17 protein-coding genes are annotated in these 16972 nt (G+C 72.4%); 5 read left to right on the plus strand and 12 right to left on the minus strand.

Features of this window, described 5'->3' with window-relative positions; translation table 11 throughout:
- The first annotated feature begins 52 nt into the window (after window positions 1-52).
- A complete protein-coding gene (locus HZZ10_RS17590; RefSeq protein WP_179914508.1) occupies window positions 53-1765 on the plus strand; it encodes a PP2C family protein-serine/threonine phosphatase in 1713 nt (570 codons plus the stop codon).
- Between the two features lie 216 nt (window positions 1766-1981).
- On the opposite strand, the gene HZZ10_RS17595 is transcribed toward HZZ10_RS17590, so the two are convergent.
- From HZZ10_RS17595 to HZZ10_RS17620, 6 genes are all read right to left on the minus strand, one after another.
- Window positions 1982-2626, minus strand: a complete 645-nt coding sequence (locus HZZ10_RS17595) for a response regulator transcription factor (protein WP_082544121.1) — start codon at window positions 2624-2626, stop codon at window positions 1982-1984.
- Entirely contained in the window at window positions 2619-3971 is a 1353-nt protein-coding gene (locus HZZ10_RS19710) for a sensor histidine kinase (protein WP_179914509.1), read from the minus strand. The genes HZZ10_RS17595 and HZZ10_RS19710 overlap by 8 nt, the downstream gene beginning before the upstream one ends.
- Window positions 3972-3997: 26 nt before the next feature.
- Window positions 3998-4858, minus strand: coding sequence for an ABC transporter permease (locus HZZ10_RS17605; protein ID WP_056135599.1), 861 nt, complete (start codon window positions 4856-4858; stop codon window positions 3998-4000).
- Window positions 4855-5907 carry an ABC transporter ATP-binding protein gene (locus tag HZZ10_RS17610; RefSeq protein ID WP_056135595.1) on the minus strand — a complete coding sequence of 351 codons (1053 nt, stop codon included), beginning with the start codon at window positions 5905-5907 and terminating at the stop codon, window positions 4855-4857. The genes HZZ10_RS17605 and HZZ10_RS17610 overlap by 4 nt, the downstream gene beginning before the upstream one ends.
- 208 nt (window positions 5908-6115) lie before the next feature.
- Complete coding sequence (locus HZZ10_RS17615) at window positions 6116-7120, minus strand: VOC family protein (RefSeq protein ID WP_179914510.1); 1005 nt, start codon at window positions 7118-7120, stop codon at window positions 6116-6118.
- A 72-nt stretch (window positions 7121-7192) separates the two neighbouring features.
- Window positions 7193-7915, minus strand: coding sequence for a DUF6882 domain-containing protein (locus HZZ10_RS17620; RefSeq protein WP_179914511.1), 723 nt, complete (start codon window positions 7913-7915; stop codon window positions 7193-7195).
- A gap of 87 nt (window positions 7916-8002) precedes the next feature.
- Here HZZ10_RS17620 and fabI point away from each other — a divergent pair, with 87 nt between their 5' ends.
- Together fabI and HZZ10_RS17630 are read left to right on the plus strand one after the other, a co-directional pair.
- Window positions 8003-8770, plus strand: a complete 768-nt coding sequence (gene fabI, locus HZZ10_RS17625) for an enoyl-ACP reductase FabI (RefSeq protein ID WP_179914519.1) — start codon at window positions 8003-8005, stop codon at window positions 8768-8770.
- A gap of 116 nt (window positions 8771-8886) precedes the next feature.
- A complete protein-coding gene (locus HZZ10_RS17630) occupies window positions 8887-10350 on the plus strand; it encodes a nitronate monooxygenase (RefSeq protein ID WP_308507615.1) in 1464 nt (487 codons plus the stop codon).
- On the opposite strand, the gene HZZ10_RS17635 is transcribed toward HZZ10_RS17630, so the two are convergent.
- From HZZ10_RS17635 to HZZ10_RS17645, 3 genes are read right to left on the minus strand one after another with little or no spacing between them, the layout of a single operon-like run.
- On the minus strand, window positions 10347-12278 hold the full coding sequence (locus tag HZZ10_RS17635) for an alpha/beta hydrolase (RefSeq protein ID WP_179914512.1): 1932 nt from the start codon (window positions 12276-12278) through the stop codon (window positions 10347-10349). The two genes, HZZ10_RS17630 and HZZ10_RS17635, sit on opposite strands and share 4 nt — an antisense overlap.
- A 52-nt stretch (window positions 12279-12330) precedes the next feature.
- Window positions 12331-12561, minus strand: coding sequence for a hypothetical protein (locus HZZ10_RS17640; protein ID WP_179914513.1), 231 nt, complete (start codon window positions 12559-12561; stop codon window positions 12331-12333).
- Window positions 12554-13240, minus strand: coding sequence for a DsbA family oxidoreductase (locus HZZ10_RS17645; RefSeq protein WP_179914514.1), 687 nt, complete (start codon window positions 13238-13240; stop codon window positions 12554-12556). Before HZZ10_RS17645 ends, HZZ10_RS17640 begins: the two co-directional genes overlap by 8 nt.
- 103 nt (window positions 13241-13343) lie before the next feature.
- Here HZZ10_RS17645 and HZZ10_RS17650 point away from each other — a divergent pair, with 103 nt between their 5' ends.
- Window positions 13344-13892: a tetratricopeptide repeat protein gene (locus HZZ10_RS17650; RefSeq protein ID WP_179914515.1), complete on the plus strand. Its 549-nt coding sequence runs from the start codon at window positions 13344-13346 to the stop codon at window positions 13890-13892.
- A gap of 128 nt (window positions 13893-14020) precedes the next feature.
- Here the strand turns inward: HZZ10_RS17650 and HZZ10_RS17655 are convergent, their stop codons facing one another.
- Entirely contained in the window at window positions 14021-14830 is an 810-nt protein-coding gene (locus HZZ10_RS17655) for a DUF2510 domain-containing protein (protein ID WP_179914516.1), read from the minus strand.
- 41 nt (window positions 14831-14871) lie between these two features.
- Window positions 14872-15813 (minus strand): DMT family transporter, encoded by a 942-nt coding sequence (locus tag HZZ10_RS17660; RefSeq protein WP_179914517.1) that lies wholly within the window; start codon window positions 15811-15813, stop codon window positions 14872-14874.
- A gap of 58 nt (window positions 15814-15871) precedes the next feature.
- On the opposite strand from HZZ10_RS17660, the gene HZZ10_RS17665 reads away from it, so the two are divergent.
- On the plus strand, window positions 15872-16489 hold the full coding sequence (locus HZZ10_RS17665; RefSeq protein WP_179914518.1) for a TetR/AcrR family transcriptional regulator: 618 nt from the start codon (window positions 15872-15874) through the stop codon (window positions 16487-16489).
- A 130-nt stretch (window positions 16490-16619) separates the two neighbouring features.
- Here HZZ10_RS17665 and HZZ10_RS17670 read toward each other — a convergent pair.
- Window positions 16620-16972, minus strand: a 353-nt coding sequence (locus HZZ10_RS17670; protein WP_228087782.1) for a putative quinol monooxygenase, incomplete at its 5' end; no start/stop codon positions are given.

Consider the following 16972-nt stretch of genomic DNA (forward strand, 5'->3'; position numbering starts at 1 on the left):
CCGCCGGCGCTGCGTCGCCGGCGGTGTCGGGGGCGGCCGGTAGGGTGCCGTCGTGATCTCTGGATGGTTCGCGCCGACGGCGCTGCGCAGCGAGTGCGGGCGGGCGGCCCTCGAGCACCCGTGGCACCTGACACCGCTCGGCGAGCCGTCGACGTGGGACGACGGTCTGCGCCACGCCGTCCGCATGTGCCTCGCGACAGACTTCCCGGCCCTCGTCACCTGGGGCCCTGAGCACACCATGATCTTCAACGACGCCTATCGCGACATGCTCGGCGCGACGAAGCGGGTCGGGGCGCTCGGGTCACCGCTGCGGGAGGTCGTCCCCGAGGCGTGGGACACCGTCGGACCGATGTTCGAGCACGTCATGTCGTCCCGGGAGCCTGTCGGCGGACGTGACCTGCGGATGCTCTTCGACAGGTCGGGCTTCGAGGAGGAGACGTTCTTCACCTTCTCGTACAGCCCGCTGGTCGACTCCGCAGGTGAGGTGTCCGGGGTGCTGACCCTCGGCACCGAGACCACCGAGCACGTGGTGGCGCTGCGCAGGCTGCGGACCCTGGACGAGCTGCACCGTCGCCTCCAGACTGCACGGGGGGACGCGGCCGAGCGCACGTCGATCGCGCTCGACGTGCTGGGGCACTGCTCCGACGTCGCACACGCGTCGATCCTGCTCGCGGAGGACGGTCGGCTGCGCCCCGTCAGGGACAGCGACCCGAGTCTCGACTTCGACGAACCCCTCGGCCTCTACCACGCACGGGCGCTGCGCACGCTCGAACCCCTCTGCGTGAACCACAACGTGGTCGTGCCGCTCGTCGTCGAGGACGGCGCCGAGGCCGCAGGCTTGGTCCTCGTCGAAGGCAGCCCGTTGCGCCCAGTAGACCAGTCGCTGGTGAGCTTCGTCGAGCTGATCGCCGCCTCGATCGCCGGAGCGCTCCGGGCCGTCAACGCGCAGCAGTCGACCCTCGACGCCCGAGACGCACGGACCGCCCTCGCCGAGGCGCACGAGCGTCAGACCCGCACCACGTCGCTCGCCCTCCAACGCTCGATGCTCACCACGCCAGCCCGCCCCGAGGGCCTCGACCTGGTGGCCTGGTACGAGCCGTCCCGCGACGACCTGCAGATCGGCGGCGACTGGTACGACTCCTTCATCACCAAGGACGGCTGCGCGACCCTGGTGATCGGGGACGTCACCGGGCACGACGACGAGGCCGCCGCCGCGATGGGGCAGCTGCGAGGGCTGATCCGTGCGATCGCCTTCGACAGCGAGCAGGACCCGGCTCGGGTCTTCGAGCGGACCGACACCGCGATCGCCGGCCTCGCACTGGGACCGCACGTCACCGCGACAGCCGTCCTCGCCCAGGTCAAGCCTGCGTGCGACGGCCCGCGCCCCGGTGCGCGCACGGTCCTGTGGACCAACGCCGGCCACCCCTACCCGGCCGTCGTACGGGCCGACGGGTCTGTCGAGCTGCTCCAGCGGCGCAACGACCCGATCCTCGGGGTCCGCACAGACCTGGCACGCACGCAGCACGAGATCGACCTCGACCCGGGCGACACCCTCGTGCTGTACACGGACGGTCTTGTCGAGCGCCGCGACGAGCACCTCTCGACCGGCTTCGCCGCGCTGCGTGCCGCACTGTCGCACGGGCAGGCACGGGGTGTCACCGAGCTCGGAGACCACATCCTGTCCACCCTCGCACCGTCGACCGCAGACGACGTGGCGCTGGTCGTCGTGCGCGTGCTCGGACCCGACCAGCAGCCCGGCAGCTGAGCCGCACAGGGCAGGGCTGAGCGGAGCGGAGCTGAGCTGAGCTGAGGCAGACGATTCCCGCGCCTCCCCGCGTGGTCGAGATCGTGACTTCGGAGCGAGATCGACCCTTGCAGGTCACGATCTCGCTCCGAAGTCACGATCTCGCTGGGTGGAGCCGGGCAGGTCAGGTCAGCACAGGGCAGGAGAGCCGGGCAGGGCCGGACCGGTGGGTCGGGGTCAGATCCAGCCGTGGCGGCGGGCCGTCGCGGCGGCCTCGTGGCGGTTGGAGACGCCGAGCTTCATGACGGCCGTCGACAGGTAGTTGCGGACCGTCCCGACAGACAGCGACACCCGCACGGCGATCTCGTCGACCGGCGATCCGTCGGCCGCGAGCGCGAGGACGTCGGCCTCGCGGGCGGTGAGCGGGCTGTCACCCGACGCGATCGCCTCGGCGGCGAGCTCGGGGTCGACGTAGCGTCCGCCGGCGTGGACCGAGCGGATGACGTCGGCGACGACGAGGGCCGAGGCGGTCTTGGGCAAGAAGCCGCGGACCCCGACGGCGAGCGCGCGCTTGAGGTACCCGGGCCGGCCGTGGCTCGTGACGATGATGCAGCGACACCCGGGGAGCTGGGCCGCGAGACGCTCGGCGACCTCGATGCCGTCGAGGCCGGGCATCTGGAGGTCCAGCACCGCGACGTCGGGGGACGTGCGGAGCGCGACGGCGAGCGCCTCGTCGCCCGTCGCCGCCTGGGCGACGACGTCGAGGTCGTCCTCGAGACCGAGCAGCGTGGCGACGGCCGTGCGGATGAGGTTCTCGTCGTCGGCGAGCAGCACCCGGATGGTGGTCGGCGCCGGTCCCGCAGGGGTCGGGGTGTCAGTCACGGGGTGTGGCTCCGTCGGTGGGGTCGGTCGCGTCGGTGGGGTCGGTCGCGTCGGTCGAGACAGTGGGACTGGTCGGCTCGGAGAGCACCGGGCTGCGCCCGTCGGCGTCCCGGGTGGCGGCACCCGAGCGCTCGGCGTGATCTCCTGCACTGTCCGCAAGGCCGGGGACCGTCGCGGAGACGACGAAGGTCCCGCCCTCGACCCGCACGTCGAGCCGACCGCCGACGGCCGAGAGCCGCTCGCGCAGCCCGGTGAGGCCAGTCCCGCTGATCGGTGCCGACGCGTCGGGCGCGATGCCGTCGTTCGTGACGACGAGCAGCACCGTGGTGTCGTCGTCGCCCTGCATGAGGTCGAGCGTGCACCGGCGGGCGTCCGAGTGGCGCACCACGTTGGTGGTCGTCTCCCGGACGACCCAGGCGAGCACCTCGCGCTCGGCCGGTCCGGGGAGCTCGGCGAGCATGGTCGTCCGGGCGTCGATGCCAGCCGATCGGAGCAACGACCGCGCCCCCGCGAGCTCTGCGTCGAGGTCCGCCGTGCGGTACCCGACGGCGAGGGTGCGGACCTCGCGGAGCGAGTCCTGGGCGATCTGCCGGACCTCGAGCATCTGCTCGGCGGCCCCGTCGAGGCCGCGCCGGGCGAGCTCGGCGGCCAGCTCGCTCTTGACCGCGACGACGGACAGGGTCCGCCCGACGACGTCGTGCAGGTCGCGGGAGAAGCGCAGGCGTTCTTCGGCGACGGCGAGCTGGGCCTGCGCGGTCCGGGCCGCGTCGAGCTGCCAGACGAGCAGCAGCATCCAGCAGGTCATGCGCCCGGCGACGACCACGACGAAGAGGGGCCAGAGGACCGCGAAGGCGACGACCACCACGAGGGCGTCACCGGCAGCGGCGTCACCGGTGGTCAGGGCGAGGACGACTCCGGACAGGACCAGCGAGGCGACGGTGAGCCGCCGCGCCGACCAGACCGGGGAGATCGCGTAGAGCGAGAACGACCCGACGACGAGCAACGACAGCCGGATCGAGCCGGCGAGGTTCTCGCCGCCCCGGAGCAGCAGGATCGCGGCGACCATGACGACCGCCGCTCCCCCGAGCGCCCACCAGAGACGACGGTCCAGGGGTTCTCCCCGGAGCATGGTCCCGAGGCTCCCTCGCAGCACGAGCCCGCACACGACTCCGTGGCCGAGCCCGAGCAGCGCGCCCACGGCGACGAGGCCGCCCTGGTCGCCCACGAAGATCTGGGCGACCAGGAAGACCTCGAAGAGCAGGATCGAGTAGAGCGTCCCGCGGATCAGCAGGTCGAGGGAGTCGGTCTGGCTGCGTCGCGCACGCGAGGCCTGGCGTAGTTCCACGGGTCACACCCTGTCACACGCGCCGGTCAGCGGCGCGGCTCCCAGCGGAAGTAGCGGATGGTCGCCCACACCCCGATCGCACCCCAGGCGACGAGCACCGCGACGGGCAGCGCCGCGGCGGAGAAGGTCCCGGCGAGATCGAGGACCTCACCCGACCTGTCGACCCCGGCGATCCCGAGCTCGATGAGCTCGACGACGGGGCTCATCGGCAGGAAGCGCGCGACGGCGAGGAAGGTGTCCGGCATGACCGAGGCCGGGACGGCGAAGCCGGGCGCTGCCATGAGCACGAGGATGAGCGGCAGGGTGGTGACCTGCACGGACTCGACGGTGCTGCTGAAGGCGCTGCTCACAGCGGCGAGCAGCGCGACGACGATCCCGCCGCCGAGGACCGCGACGACCACGAGCGCCACGTTGACGGGTGTGTACGTGTCGACGAGCACCGCCGCGAGCACGGCCGCGACGACGGCCTGGACGATCATCGTGAGCATCGACGGCAGCGAGATCGACGTGAGGACGTCGAGCACGGAGCTCTCCCCCGACCGCAGCCGCTTGAGGACGAGGTCCTGGCGGCGGGCGACGAAGGTCGAGACGAGGGAGTAGTAGACGCCGAAGAGCAGCGCGAAGCCGGTGATGGTGACGATCAGCCGGGTGGCCTGCATCTGCGTGCTGTCCCCGGAGTCGGGGAGGACGCGGAGCATGAACAGGCCGGCGAGGATCGGCAGACCGGCCGAGTAGAAGAGCAGCGCCCGGTTGCGGAGCAGCAGGCGGAGCTCGGCCGAGGCCAGGGACCAGGTGCGGCGCAGGGACAGCCTGCGGTCGCTGGGCGAGGTGGTCGGCGCCGACGACGTGCGCGCCGGGGCGGATGGTGTGCTGGTGAGGGTGCTCATGCTGCGTGCTCCTTCGGTGCTGTGCGCAGGGTGGTCGGCGCCAGGGCGCCGGGCTGCTGGTCGTGGCCGGGCTGCCGGTCGTCGATACGTGGCTGTGCGGCGATCGAGAGGAAGGCCTGCTCGAGGGTCGACGCCCGTGCGTCGAGGTCGCCGAGGACGACCTGGTGCTGCTGCGCCCACGCGAGCAGCCGGGTGAGGTCGCCCTGGAGGTCGTCGGTCTCGACGAGCGCGCGGGGTCCGTCACCGCGCAGCCCGCGGACGAGCTCGGGGGGCAGCGGCGGGGCGTCGGCCGGGAGGGTCGCGCCGATGCGCGAGGGGTAACCGGAGACGATCTCGGACTGGGTGCCGGTGACGACCACCTGCCCGTGGTGCATGATCGCGAGCCTGTCCGCCAGGCGCGCGGCCTCGTCGAGGTAGTGCGTCGTGAGCATGATCGTGGTGCCGGCGTCGCGCAGCGAGGCGATGAGGTCCCAGGCGGCGATGCGGCTCTCCGGGTCGAGGCCCGTGGTCGGCTCGTCGAGGAACAGGACTGACGGACGCCCCATGACGGCGAGCGCGAGGTCGAGACGGCGACGTTCTCCGCCCGAGAGGCTCTGGATCGCGACGTCGGCGCGGTGGCCGAGGTCCACGAGGTCGAGGGCCTCGGCGACCGGGCGCGGGTCGGTGAGCGTCCCGGCCCAGGCCTTGGCCATGTCCTTGACCGTGAGGTCGGCCGGGAAGCCGGCGTCCTGCAGCATGATGCCGGTGTGCCGGCGGACCTCGGAACGCTCCATGAAGGGGTCCTTGCCGAGGACGCGGATGCTGCCGCCGCTCGGGGCGGCGATGCCCTCGATCATCTCCATGAGGGAGGTCTTGCCGGCGCCGTTGGTGCCGAGGAGCGCGAAGAGCTCGCCGCGGTGGATCTGGAGGTCGACCCCGCGGACGGCGTCGAAGCCGCGGGACGCACCCTTGCGGCTGGAGGCGGGTGCGCCGTAGCGGCGCCTGGCGTCGCGCACGTCGATGACGAGGTCACCGCTCTGCGCGGGGCTGTGTGTCGTGTGCTGGCTCATACCTCTACCCTCCCGCCGGGCGAGGTCAGAGGTCAGTGCGTGCGCTCACCAGTCCGGGGTGAGGGAGTCCTGGTGAGGGCATGACATCTGTCATGCCTCTCGAGGGTGTCGGTCCGCGAGAGGCGCCACGACGGCCGTGGGTGTTCTCCTGCACAGATCGACCGGTCTGCGCAGGACGACGCCCGCGGCACCACCCGCCAGGGCGGCGTCAGGCCGCCGCCGACACCGCGATCCGGTTGCGCCACGGGTCGTCGAAGCGGAGCAGCGCGCCCGGTCCTCCGGCACCCTCGTGGGCGACGGTCACGGAGTGGTGCCGCAGCCTGTCGGCCAGGGCGCTGACGTCGTCCGCTGTCGGCACGACGATCGACACCTCGCCGAGGCCGAGCGACACCGCGCGCGGACCGGCGCCCATGGAGGACCACGTGTTCATGGCCATGTGGTGGTGGTAGCCGCCTGCGGAGACGAACAGCGCGCTGTGCATCTCGGCGGTGGCCTCGAAGCCGACGGTGTCGACGTAGAACTGGCGGGCGCGCTCGACGTCGCCGACCTGCAGGTGGACGTGCCCGACGACGGCGTCCTGGGCGTTCGGGGCCGCAGCGACCTCGTCGGTCAGGTGCGTCCGGATGAAGCCGTTGGGGTCGAGCGGGCGGTTGTCCATGACGACGTGGCTGCCCTGCCAGGACCACTGGTCACGGGAGCGGTCGACGTAGAGCTCGATGCCGTTGCCCTCGGGGTCGTCGAGGTAGAAGGCCTCGGAGACGAGGTGGTCGGCGCTGCCCGTGTAGAGCCGCGGGGCGTGCTCGGCGACGCGCAGCATGGTCGCGGCGAGCGCAGCCTGCGTCGGGAAGAGGATCGCCGTGTGGAACAGGCCGGCCTCGCCCGGGCGGCGGGCGGGCATGTCGGGGGCGTGACGGAGCACGACGAGCGGCGTGCGGCCTCGGCCGAGGGTGACGATCCCGGACCGGCGGTCTGCGGCGGCCGACGAGGCACCGCCCGCGGGGGCGATGACGTCGAGGGCGATCGCCGTGGTGTAGAAGGCGACCATCGCGTCGATGTCGTGGACGTAGAGCGTCACGGCGTCCATCGAGGTGTCGGCGGCGAGCAGGTCGACGGCGCCGAGGGCGTGCGGCGCCTGGACGCGCGCCTCGTGCTCGGCGGCGCGGGCGTCGGCCTGCGCGGGCGAGGTGGACGTGTCGATCATGTCGCGGCTCATGCGGGTGCTCCTCCGGGGTGTGGAAGAACTAGTTGATCATTCATTAGTTGTAGTGTCAAGTATTGAGGTGGCTCAGCCGCCCAGTCGTCCCGACACCTTCGAGAGCCGCCCGAGGTCGTCGAAGGTCGCGACCACAGCGCCGTCCGCAGCGCGCAGCGTCGTCTCGCCGGCCGCCTCCTCGACGCCGAAGCCCCGCATCCGGCCGTAGGACGACACGGCACGAGGCCAGTCCACGACCACACCCGAGGCTGCGACCTCCGGCAGCAGGGCCGCAGCCCGGACGGCGCTCGGCGCAGGCAGCGTCACCTCGGGCCCGTCGAGCAGCAGCGCCACCACGGTCCCCGCGCCGACCACGCAGGTGTAGGTGGTCATGCCGCCGCAGACCGTGGCCGCGAGCGCCGCGTAGTGCCGGGCATCCTCGCGCGGAGAGGAGCGCAGCTCCTGCTGGGCCTGGATGAGCTCGGTGAGACCGTGGCGGGCGCCGAAGTCGCTGACGTGCCGGGCGTAGGCGAGCACCTCGTCGGGGAAGCCGGCGTCGTTGCCCCACGCCCACAACCACGTGCCGGGGCCCGGCGCAGCCGACCCGAGCAGGTGGGCGCGCAGCACGACAGGGGGCACACCTGCACCGGAGAAGGTGAGCGTCCCGGCCGCGAGGTCGACGTCGTACCGCCCACCCGCGGCGGCCGCGTACGGCGTCCCCTCCCCCACGACACCCTCGAGGGTGAGCTGGTAGTCGCAGACGAGGACGAATCCGTCGTCGAGCACGTCCTGGGCCGAGGTGATCTGCGTCGTCATGCACCCAGCCTAGGGAGGCGGCCCCTGGCTGTCGCGGCACCTGCGAAGATGAGCCCAGCACCCACCCCTCGACGGACGGACACCCGCATGGCCCTGCTCGACGGCAAGACGATCTTGGTGACGGGGGTCCTCACGGACCACTCGATCGCGTTCCACGTGGCACGCCTCGCGCAGCAGGAGGGCGCCCAGGTGATCCTCACGTCCTTCGGGCGTCAGCTCCGCCTCACCCAGGCGATCGCCAAGCGCCTGCCCGCCCCGGCTCCTGTCGTCGAGCTCGACGTGACCGACGACGCCCACCTCGCGGCGCTCGCCGACGCCGTCCGCGTGCACGCGGACCACCTCGACGGGGTCGTCCACTCGATCGGCTTCGCCCCGCAGTCTGTGCTCGGCGGCAACTTCCTCGCCGGTCAGTGGGCGGACGTCGCCACAGCCCTCCAGGTCTCGGCATTCTCCCTCAAGTCCCTCGCCGTAGCGGCCCAGCCGCTGCTCTCGGGTGGCGGCTCTGTCGTCGGCCTGACCTTCGACGCGAGCGTCGCCTGGCCGGTCTACGACTGGATGGGCGTCGCCAAGGCGGCCTTCGAGTCGACGTCGCGTTACCTGGCCCGCGACCTCGGCCCGCACGGCATCCGTGTGAACCTCGTGGCAGCAGGTCCGGTCAAGACCACCGCCGCGAAGTCGATCCCGGGCTTCGAGGCCGTCGAGGGCGGCTGGGACGAGCGCGCCCCGCTCGGCTGGGACGTCAGCGACCCCGAGCCCACGGCCCGCGCCGTGGCCGCGCTGCTCTCCGACTGGTTCCCCGCGACGACCGGCGAGATCGTCCACGTGGACGGCGGCGTCCACGCGATGGGCATGTAGCCGAGCAGTTCCGGTACCACCGGGCGGGCCGGGGACGTTGGTCCCGGGCCCGCCCCACCCCTCGAACCTACGGTTCAGTAACCTACGTCACCGTAGCCTGACAGAGGGGTCGATCCGTGACCGCACTCCAGCTCTCCCTGCCCGCCCCGGGCCGGTCGCTCCCTCGTGTCATCCAGGGTGGGATGGGCGTCGCCGTCTCGTCGTGGCGGCTGGCCTCGGCCGTCGCCCGCACAGGCCAGCTCGGCCTGGTCTCCGGGACGGCCCTCGACCTCGTGCTCGCGCGACGCCTGCAGGACGGCGACCAGGACGGCGCCGCACGACGCGCGCTCGGCGCCTTCCCCGTCCCCCGCATCGCCCAGCGGGTGCTGGCCCGGTACTTCAGGGCCGACGGTCGCCGGGCGGGTCAGCCCTATGCACCGGTCCCCAGGCTCGCGCTGCGCCAGACCCGGCTGGCCCAGGAGCTCATGGTCCTCGGCAGCTTTGTCGAGGTGTGGCTCGCCAAGGAGGGGCATGACGGCCTGGTCGGTATCAACTTCCTCGAGAAGGTCCAGATGGCCACCCCGACAGCGACCTACGGCTCGATGCTCGCCGGCGTCGACTACGTGGTCATGGGTGCAGGTATCCCCCGGGACATCCCCCGGCTGCTCGACCACCTCTCCGGGCACGAGGCGGTCCAGCTCCCGGTGACTGTCACCGGCGGGTCTGGGCACACTGTCGACCTCGACCCCGAGGCGCTCCTCGGCATCCCGCTCGAGCCGCTCGTCCGGCCGACCTTCCTCGCGATCGTCTCCGCGCACGCCCTCGCGGCGCACCTCGTGCGGGACGACACGGTCCGTCCCGACGGGTTCGTCGTCGAGGGCCCGCCCGCGGGCGGCCACAACGCGCCGCCGCGCGGCCGGCTCACCCTCGACGACACAGGTCAGCCGATCTTCGGGCCGCGCGACCAGGCCGACGTGTCGAAGGTCGCCGAGCTCGGGCTGCCGTTCTGGCTGGCTGGCGCGCACGGGACGCCCGAGGCGCTGGCAGCGGCTGAAGAGTCTGGGGCTGCCGGGGTGCAGGTCGGCACGCTGTTCGCGCTCTCCGAGGAGTCCGGTCTCGACCCTGCGTTCCGCGACGACGTGCTCGCCCGGCTGCGGGCTGGCACCCTCGACGTCCGGACAGACCCGCTCGCCTCGCCGACGGGCTTCCCCTTCAAGGTCGTCCAGCTCCCCGCGACCCTCTCCAACGCCTCCGTGGTCGCCGAGCGCCCGAGGCTCTGCGACCTCGGCTACCTGCGGACCCCGCTCGAGCGCACCGACGGGACCATCACGTACCGCTGCCCTGCCGAACCTGTGCACATGTACGAGCGCAAGGGCGGCGACGCCGCAGACACCGTCGGACGGTCCTGCCTGTGCAACTCCCTCGCCGCGAACGTCGGGCTCGGCCAGACGCGCGGCGACGGCTACGTCGAGCCGCCGTTGGTCACCCTGGGGGTCGACGTCGACGGGGCGACACGACTGGCAGCGCGCCACCCCGGCACGTGGACGGCTGTCGAGGTGGTCGACTGGCTCCTCGGGAGCCCGCAGGCCCAGCACCTCTAGGCGCCGGGCTCGGCCACCCACTCGCGCAGCGCCGACGTGTCGGCCGCGGTCCAGCCCTCGGGCGGCACGATGGCGGCCCAGGAGTCGACCGTCCCGAGCTCGTAGCTGTGCCCGTAGCCGTCGGGCATGTCGATCGAGAACACCATGTCGACGGTCACCTGCCAGAAGGTGACGAAGGGGTACCACTGCATGTCGGGGTTGACCGAGGGCGCGAGGTCGTCCTTGAGCCAGTCGGGCTGGCGGAGGATGAGGTCGGGCGACCACCAGACGACAGGGTCTGTCGCGTGCTGCAGGTACACGATCCGCGGGGCCTCCCACGGGCCGAGGTCGGTCAGCCCGTCGGGGGTGTCGACGAAGCGCACGTGGTCGCCGCCGTCGACGACGGGCAGCCGCTCGGGCGAGCCTGCGTCACGCTCGTCGGTGATCCGCCCCCACGGCTCGGAGAAGTTCGGGGAGCCGATCCACAGCGCGCCGTCGACCCGCGCGGCCATGTCGTCGACGCCGCTGAAGGCGGCCTGCCCGCCGTAGGAGCCGAGGCTCTCGCCGAAGACCACGAGCTTCGGGCGTGAGTCTTCGGGCATCTGGTCCCACACCGCGTAGACGGCCTCGAAGAGCGCCCGCCCGGCGTTCTCCGGGGTCTCGCGGTCGGCGATGAAGGCGAGCGGGCTCGGCAGGTAGGAGTACTGCATGGCGGCGATCGCGGTGTCACCGTTGTGCAGGTACTCGAGCGAGGTGCTCGGGGCCTCGTTGACCCAGCCGCTGCCCGTCGTCGTCGCCACGGCCAGCACCTCGCGGTCGAAGCCGCCCTCGCGGGCGAGCTCGGCGACGACAGTCGCCGCGACCTCGCGCAGGTCGTCCGAGGTCTCGAGCCCCGCATAGGCACGGACCGGCGTCATCGCGGGCTCGCCGCTGAACTCTTCGAGCTCGTCGACCGTCGGGCCGCCCGCGACGAAGACCTTGCCGTTGCGGCCCATCCCGTCCCAGTCGACGAGGGAGTCCGGCGAGCCGGAGCGCTCGGGGTCGACAGGCTGCTCGACACCCGGGACCTCCGCCTGGTCGGTCTGCGCCGCGAGACGTCCGCCGACGGCCAGGATGCCGGGCAGCACGCCGTCCTGGACGAGCAGCACGGCGACCACCACGGCCGTGACGGTGCCGAAGATCTTGGCGGGGAGCACGGGTACGAAGCGCGAGCCGAAGCGCGCGAAGATCTTGCCGAGCTGGATGAGGGCCCTGAACAGCCCGATGAGGGCGACCGCGACGAGAGCGGCGACCGGGATCGCCAGGACGTGGAACCAGCGGTTGTCGACGGGCATGCCGACCAGCTCGGCCGTCACGGTCTGGGCGTGACCGCCGAGGAAGAAGGCGAGCGGCACGACGACAGCCGTCACGACGGCCAGGACGATCCAGGCCCAGCGGCGCCGGCTCGCCTTCCAGTCGGGCGAGAACCCGAGCCTGCGCAGCAGGGTCGCGATGCTCACCCCGACGCCGTAGCCGAGAGCGACGCAGATGCCCGTCGCGAGGGCCTGCAGGTACCAGGGGCGTGGGAGCAGGGACGCGCTCATCGACCACGAGTAGAAGATCACGCCGAACCACGCGCCGACACCGTGCAGCGACCACCAGTGCGGGGTCTTGGGCACGGGCGGGAGGCGCGGGTCGTTGATGTGCGAGGCCCACCGGTGCCAGCTGCGCCGCGCCGCCTCCCCGAGGCTGACCGTGCCGACCTGCTGGACCGTCGTGGGGTCCGTGGCGGTGGCGCTGTCCGCAGTCTGCGCGGCGCCCGCGGTCTTCGTGACCGTGGCGGTCTTCTCGACGGTCGCGGTCGAGCGGCCGACCGCAGCCTCGCCCGCCGCAGCACCCTCGTTGAGGGCTCGCGCCGCGGCGGCTGCGCTCGTGGCGTCGGGCGCCGCGGGGCGCTGCTCTGTGGTCATGCCGGTGAGCCTAGGCGACAGGCGGCCTCGTCGTCTCGGACGCCCGGCAGTCTCAGTCCTGCTCGGTATCCGCGGTCGAGGCTGCGGGCTCCGTGGCGGTCGACGGTGCCGGCACGGCGCAGACGCCGTCGACGCACACGCCGACGTCGTCCGAGCCGAGCATCTGGAAGGCGGGGATCACCTGGACCTGAGGGACGGCGAGCGCCACGCCGCCCTCGCACGCACCGCTCGGTGCCGTGCCCGCCGCGTCGGCGGGCACGGCCGAGGTGCGGTCGTCAGCCACGGCTGGCGGCGTCCGCCGGGACGTCGGCGTCGGCCGCGGCCTTCTCGAGGACCTGCACGAACACTGCGGGCTCCTGCGCGCCGCTCACGCCGTACTTGCCCTCGACGACGAAGAAGGGCACACCCTGGATGCCGTAGGCCTGCGCCTGGGCGATGTCCTGGGCGACGTCGCCAGCGTGCTCGCCCGACTCGAGGACCGCGCGGGTGGTGTCGGCGTCGAGGCCGACCTCGGCCGCGAGCGCGACGAGCTCGTCGACGCGCCCGAGGTGACGGCCCTCTTCGAAGTAGGCGCGCAGCAGGCGCTCCTTCATCTCACCCTGGACGCCCTGCGCCTTGGCGTGGTGCAGCAGCTCGTGGGCCTTGAGGGTCTTGGTGTGCTGGAGCGCGTCGAAGTCGTAGCTCAGACCGACCGACGCGGCGACCTCGGTCATCTGACCGAGCATCTGCGCGACCTGCTCGCGCGGCATGCCCTTGTGACCGGCGAGGAAGTCCACCTCGGAGCCGTCGAAGTCGACGGGGGTGTCGGGCGCGAGCTCGAAGGAGTGGTACTCGATCTCGACGGGGCGCGCGGCGCCTGTCGCGTCGAAGGCCACGAGGGCCTCCTCGAAGCGGCGCTTGCCGACGTAGCACCAGGGGCAGGCGATGTCCGACCAGATGTCGACCTTGAGGGGAGCAGTCATGCTCGGGTCAACCGGTACGCGGGCCGCAGCATTCCCGTCGGTCGTCCTCGCGTGACGGGGCCAGCCGGCGTGGCCGTGCAAGAGTGGGCCGCTGGAGGACACCATGACACGAGTGACCAGAGAGACCAGCACGACCCGAGAGCTGTACGACGAGCTGGACCGGATCTTCGCGGCTCGTGACCGTGACGACATGGCGCCGACGATCGCCGCCCTGCTGCCGCTGCACGACGAGCACCCGCACGACGCCCGCGTCCTCTACGAGCTCGCCGGTGCCTACGACACGGCCGGAGACGAAGAGAGGGCCCTCGGGCTGTACGAGCAGGCGACGGCAGAAGGGCTCGAGGGAGACCTCCGCCGACGGTGCTACCTGCAGCACGGCAGCACGCTGCGCAACGTCGGGCGCGTCGAGGACTCCCTCGCGCTCTTCGCCCAGGCCCGGGCCGAGTTCCCGGAGTCTGCTGCCCTCGGCGTCTTCGAGTCGCTGAGCCTGCATGCTGCCGGGCGTCCCAGCACAGCCCTGGCGAGCGTGCTGCTGCTCCTCGCGGACCACGTGGAGTCCGAGGACCTCGACAGGTACAAGCCTGCGGTGCGGGGGAACGCGGCATACCTGGCCTCGCTCGACGAGGCGTCGTCGGCGGCTGCGGCTCTCTAGCCGGTCGCCTGCTCGACCTCCGTGTCGCACAGGCCATCCGACGGAGGCCCTGTCGGCACCACCGGTGGTGGTGTCGCACAGGGCCTCCCGCGCGGGTCCGAGCAGACCGCCGCTGAGCTCGACGGACGTCAGCGCTTCGCGGCGCCGATGTAGAGGTCGAGGTTCTTGTCGACGCGGACCTCGAGGGACAGGCCCGACTGGCTGCCGTCGGCCCACTCGGCGGTCGGGTACTCGCAGCTGAACACGAAGTTCTGACCGTTGCCCGTCGGCGCCTTGACGTCACCGACAGCACTGCGGTCCTCGGAGCCACCGCTCGCGGAGACGAGGCGCTGGTCGTCGGGGTCCGAGGCGGAGAGACCGACGTACTCGTCGACGAGCTCCGGGCAGCCGAGGCCGGAGATGCCGAGCTCGGAGGCCGAGAGGCCGTCGCCGGACTCGCGGTCGGTCATGGCGTAGCCGAGGGCGAAGATCGCGAGGCAGGCCAGGAACGCCGCGAGGATGCCGATCTTCACGGACTTGGGGGTGCCCTGCGAGGGGGCGGCGTCGGCGGTCGGGACCTGCTGGGCGCCGCCGAACTGGAAGCCGGCTGTCGGCGACTGAGGCTGCTGCGGCTGGCGGGCCTGCGACTGCTGTGCCTGCTGTGCCTGCCATGACGGCTGGCTCTGCGCGGGCTGCTGGCCCTGCTGCTGGGCACCAGCCTGCCACGAGGGTGTCTTCTGCGCGCCGGGCTGCTGGCCCTGGGCGGGCTGCTGGGCACCCTGCACCCACGCCGGGCGTGCGTCGTGGGCGGCGGCGGGCGACGAGGGCTGGGCCGCCGGCGACGACGGCTGGCTCGCGCCGGGACGCGGGGCCGTCTGCGTGGTCCAGCTCTCTCCGTCGAAGTACCGGATCAGCTGCTGGTCCTGCGGGTCGTCGTACCAGCCGGCGGGGGCGCCCATGAGTGTGCTCCTAGGAGGTCGGGAGGCGCACCACAGCGCCCTCAGGAGACTAGGTCGCGCGCGGGGACGGCGCAAGGACGCCGACCTCGTGCCTCGCTCGTGATGACGACGCCGACACCTGCAGCGCAGAGCGCGAGCCCGGCGACGGTCAGCGGCGTGAGCGGCTCGCCGAAGAGCAGGGCCCCCGCGACGGCTGTCGTCGGTGCGACGCAGAACAGCAGCGCGTTGAGCACGGTGATGCCGAGGCGTCGCACGAGGTACCAGTACAGCCCGTAGGCGGCGAGGGTCGGCGAGACGGCCACGAAGGCGACGGTCCACCAGAAGACGGCCGTCGTCGGGGGCACGGCCTGTCCCGTGAGCAGCGCGAACCCGCCGATGACCACGAGCGCGACGGTCGCGTGCAGCAGGAGCGTGTCGGCCACAGAGGCCTCGGACGGGTGACGACGCTCGACGAGGGTCGCGGCGACGAGGCTGGCCATCGCGACGAGCGGCAGCAGATAGGCCCACCAGGACGCCGTCCCCGACCCGAGGTCCGCGGAGACCACGAGCGCGACGCCCATCGCCCCGGCGGCCAGGCCCGCCCACTGGGCGCCGCGGACCCTGAGCCCGAGGACAGGTCCGACGAGGGTCGCCACGACGAGCGGCTGGACGGCGTCGATGAGCGCCGTGGTCCCCGTGCTCACACCGAGCCCGACCGAGACGTAGATCGGCACGACGTACCCGACCTGGGAGAACAGCCCGACGAGCCCGTGCCGCCCGAGCTCGTCGCGCGGGGGCGCCTGGTGCTGCCGTCGGCGACGGAGCACACCGGTCGCTACAGCGAGCAGGAGCACGACGACCGCGAAGCGCCAGGTGAGGAGGGTGGCGACAGGCGCGCCGACGTCCACGGCGGCCACGAGGAACCCGGAGGACCAGCAGAGCACGAAGACGACCGAGAGCAGGGCAGGGACGACGACAGCAGGTATACCGATCTGTTTAGTCATGGTGTCGACTATACAGATCGGTATACCCGGTGCTCCACAGATCGGTAGAGTGGCTCAGATGCAGACTCCTCCCACCGCCCCCGAGCTCACGCCGGCCGCCCAGCGCGTGCTCGACGCCGCGTCTGAGCTGTTCTACGAGCGTGGGATCCACGCCGTCGGGGTCGACCTGGTGGCCGAGACCGCGGGCGTCACCAAGAAGACGCTCTACGCACGCTTCGGCTCGAAGGACGCCCTCGTCGTCGCCTACCTGCAGGGGCGCGACAGGCGGTGGCGAGAGTTCCTCGAGGGCTTCATCGCCGGTTCAGGGGCGACGGGACTCGACAGGCCGCTCCTCGTCCTCGACGCGGCGGCCGCGTGGTCTGACGACAACAGCCCGCGGGGGTGCGCGGCGATCAACGCGCGCGCCGAGACGGCCGACCTGTCGGCTCCGGTCTCACAAGAGGTCACGCGGCAGAAGGTGTGGCTGCTCGGCGTCTTCGCCGAGCTGTGCCGCGAGGCCGGGGTCGCCGAGCCCGAGGCGATCGCGCAGATGCTCATGCTGTTCTACGAGGGCGCGATCGTCACCGTCGGGACGGCGACCTTCTCCGAGCCCTTCGCGGTCGCGCGCGCGGCAGGACGCGAGATCCTCGCCCGGGCGGCGGGGGCGGGACGGGACGCCCAGGCGACCCAGGCGTAGACGCAGGTCGGTGCGGCAGGCGTGCGGACCAACGGCGGCAAGCGGACAGTCGGACAGCCGTCCGGACGAACGGATGACCAGCGGTCCGGCGGACGTCCGGCCAGACCGGACGTCCGCCGGGGGACGCAGGTCAGAGAGCGAGCGGCAGGCGCTCGGAGTAGACGGTCTTGACCGGCGGGGCGGCGAGGATCTCGCCGAGGCGACCCTGCCCCTCGGGGGTCGTGCGCCAGGCCGCGTAGGCGTCGTGGTCCGCGGTGGTCGCCCACCGCTCGACGACGAGGACGTGACCGGGGTCGGCGTCGTCGACCAGAGCCTCCAGGCCCTCGTTGCCCGGCCACGCCCGCGTCGCGGCCAGCGTCGCGCTGAGGTGCTCGGCGGCGTCGGCGAGGTGGTCGGGGTGGATCTGGATCTCGAGGTGGACGATCGTCGTCATGGTGGACGCCCTTCGGTCGGCGGGAAGGCGCAGCACCAGCCACGCCCACC

The organism is Sanguibacter inulinus (assembly GCF_013415325.1).
GTDB classification, from domain to species: Bacteria; Actinomycetota; Actinomycetes; order Actinomycetales; family Cellulomonadaceae; genus Sanguibacter; species Sanguibacter inulinus.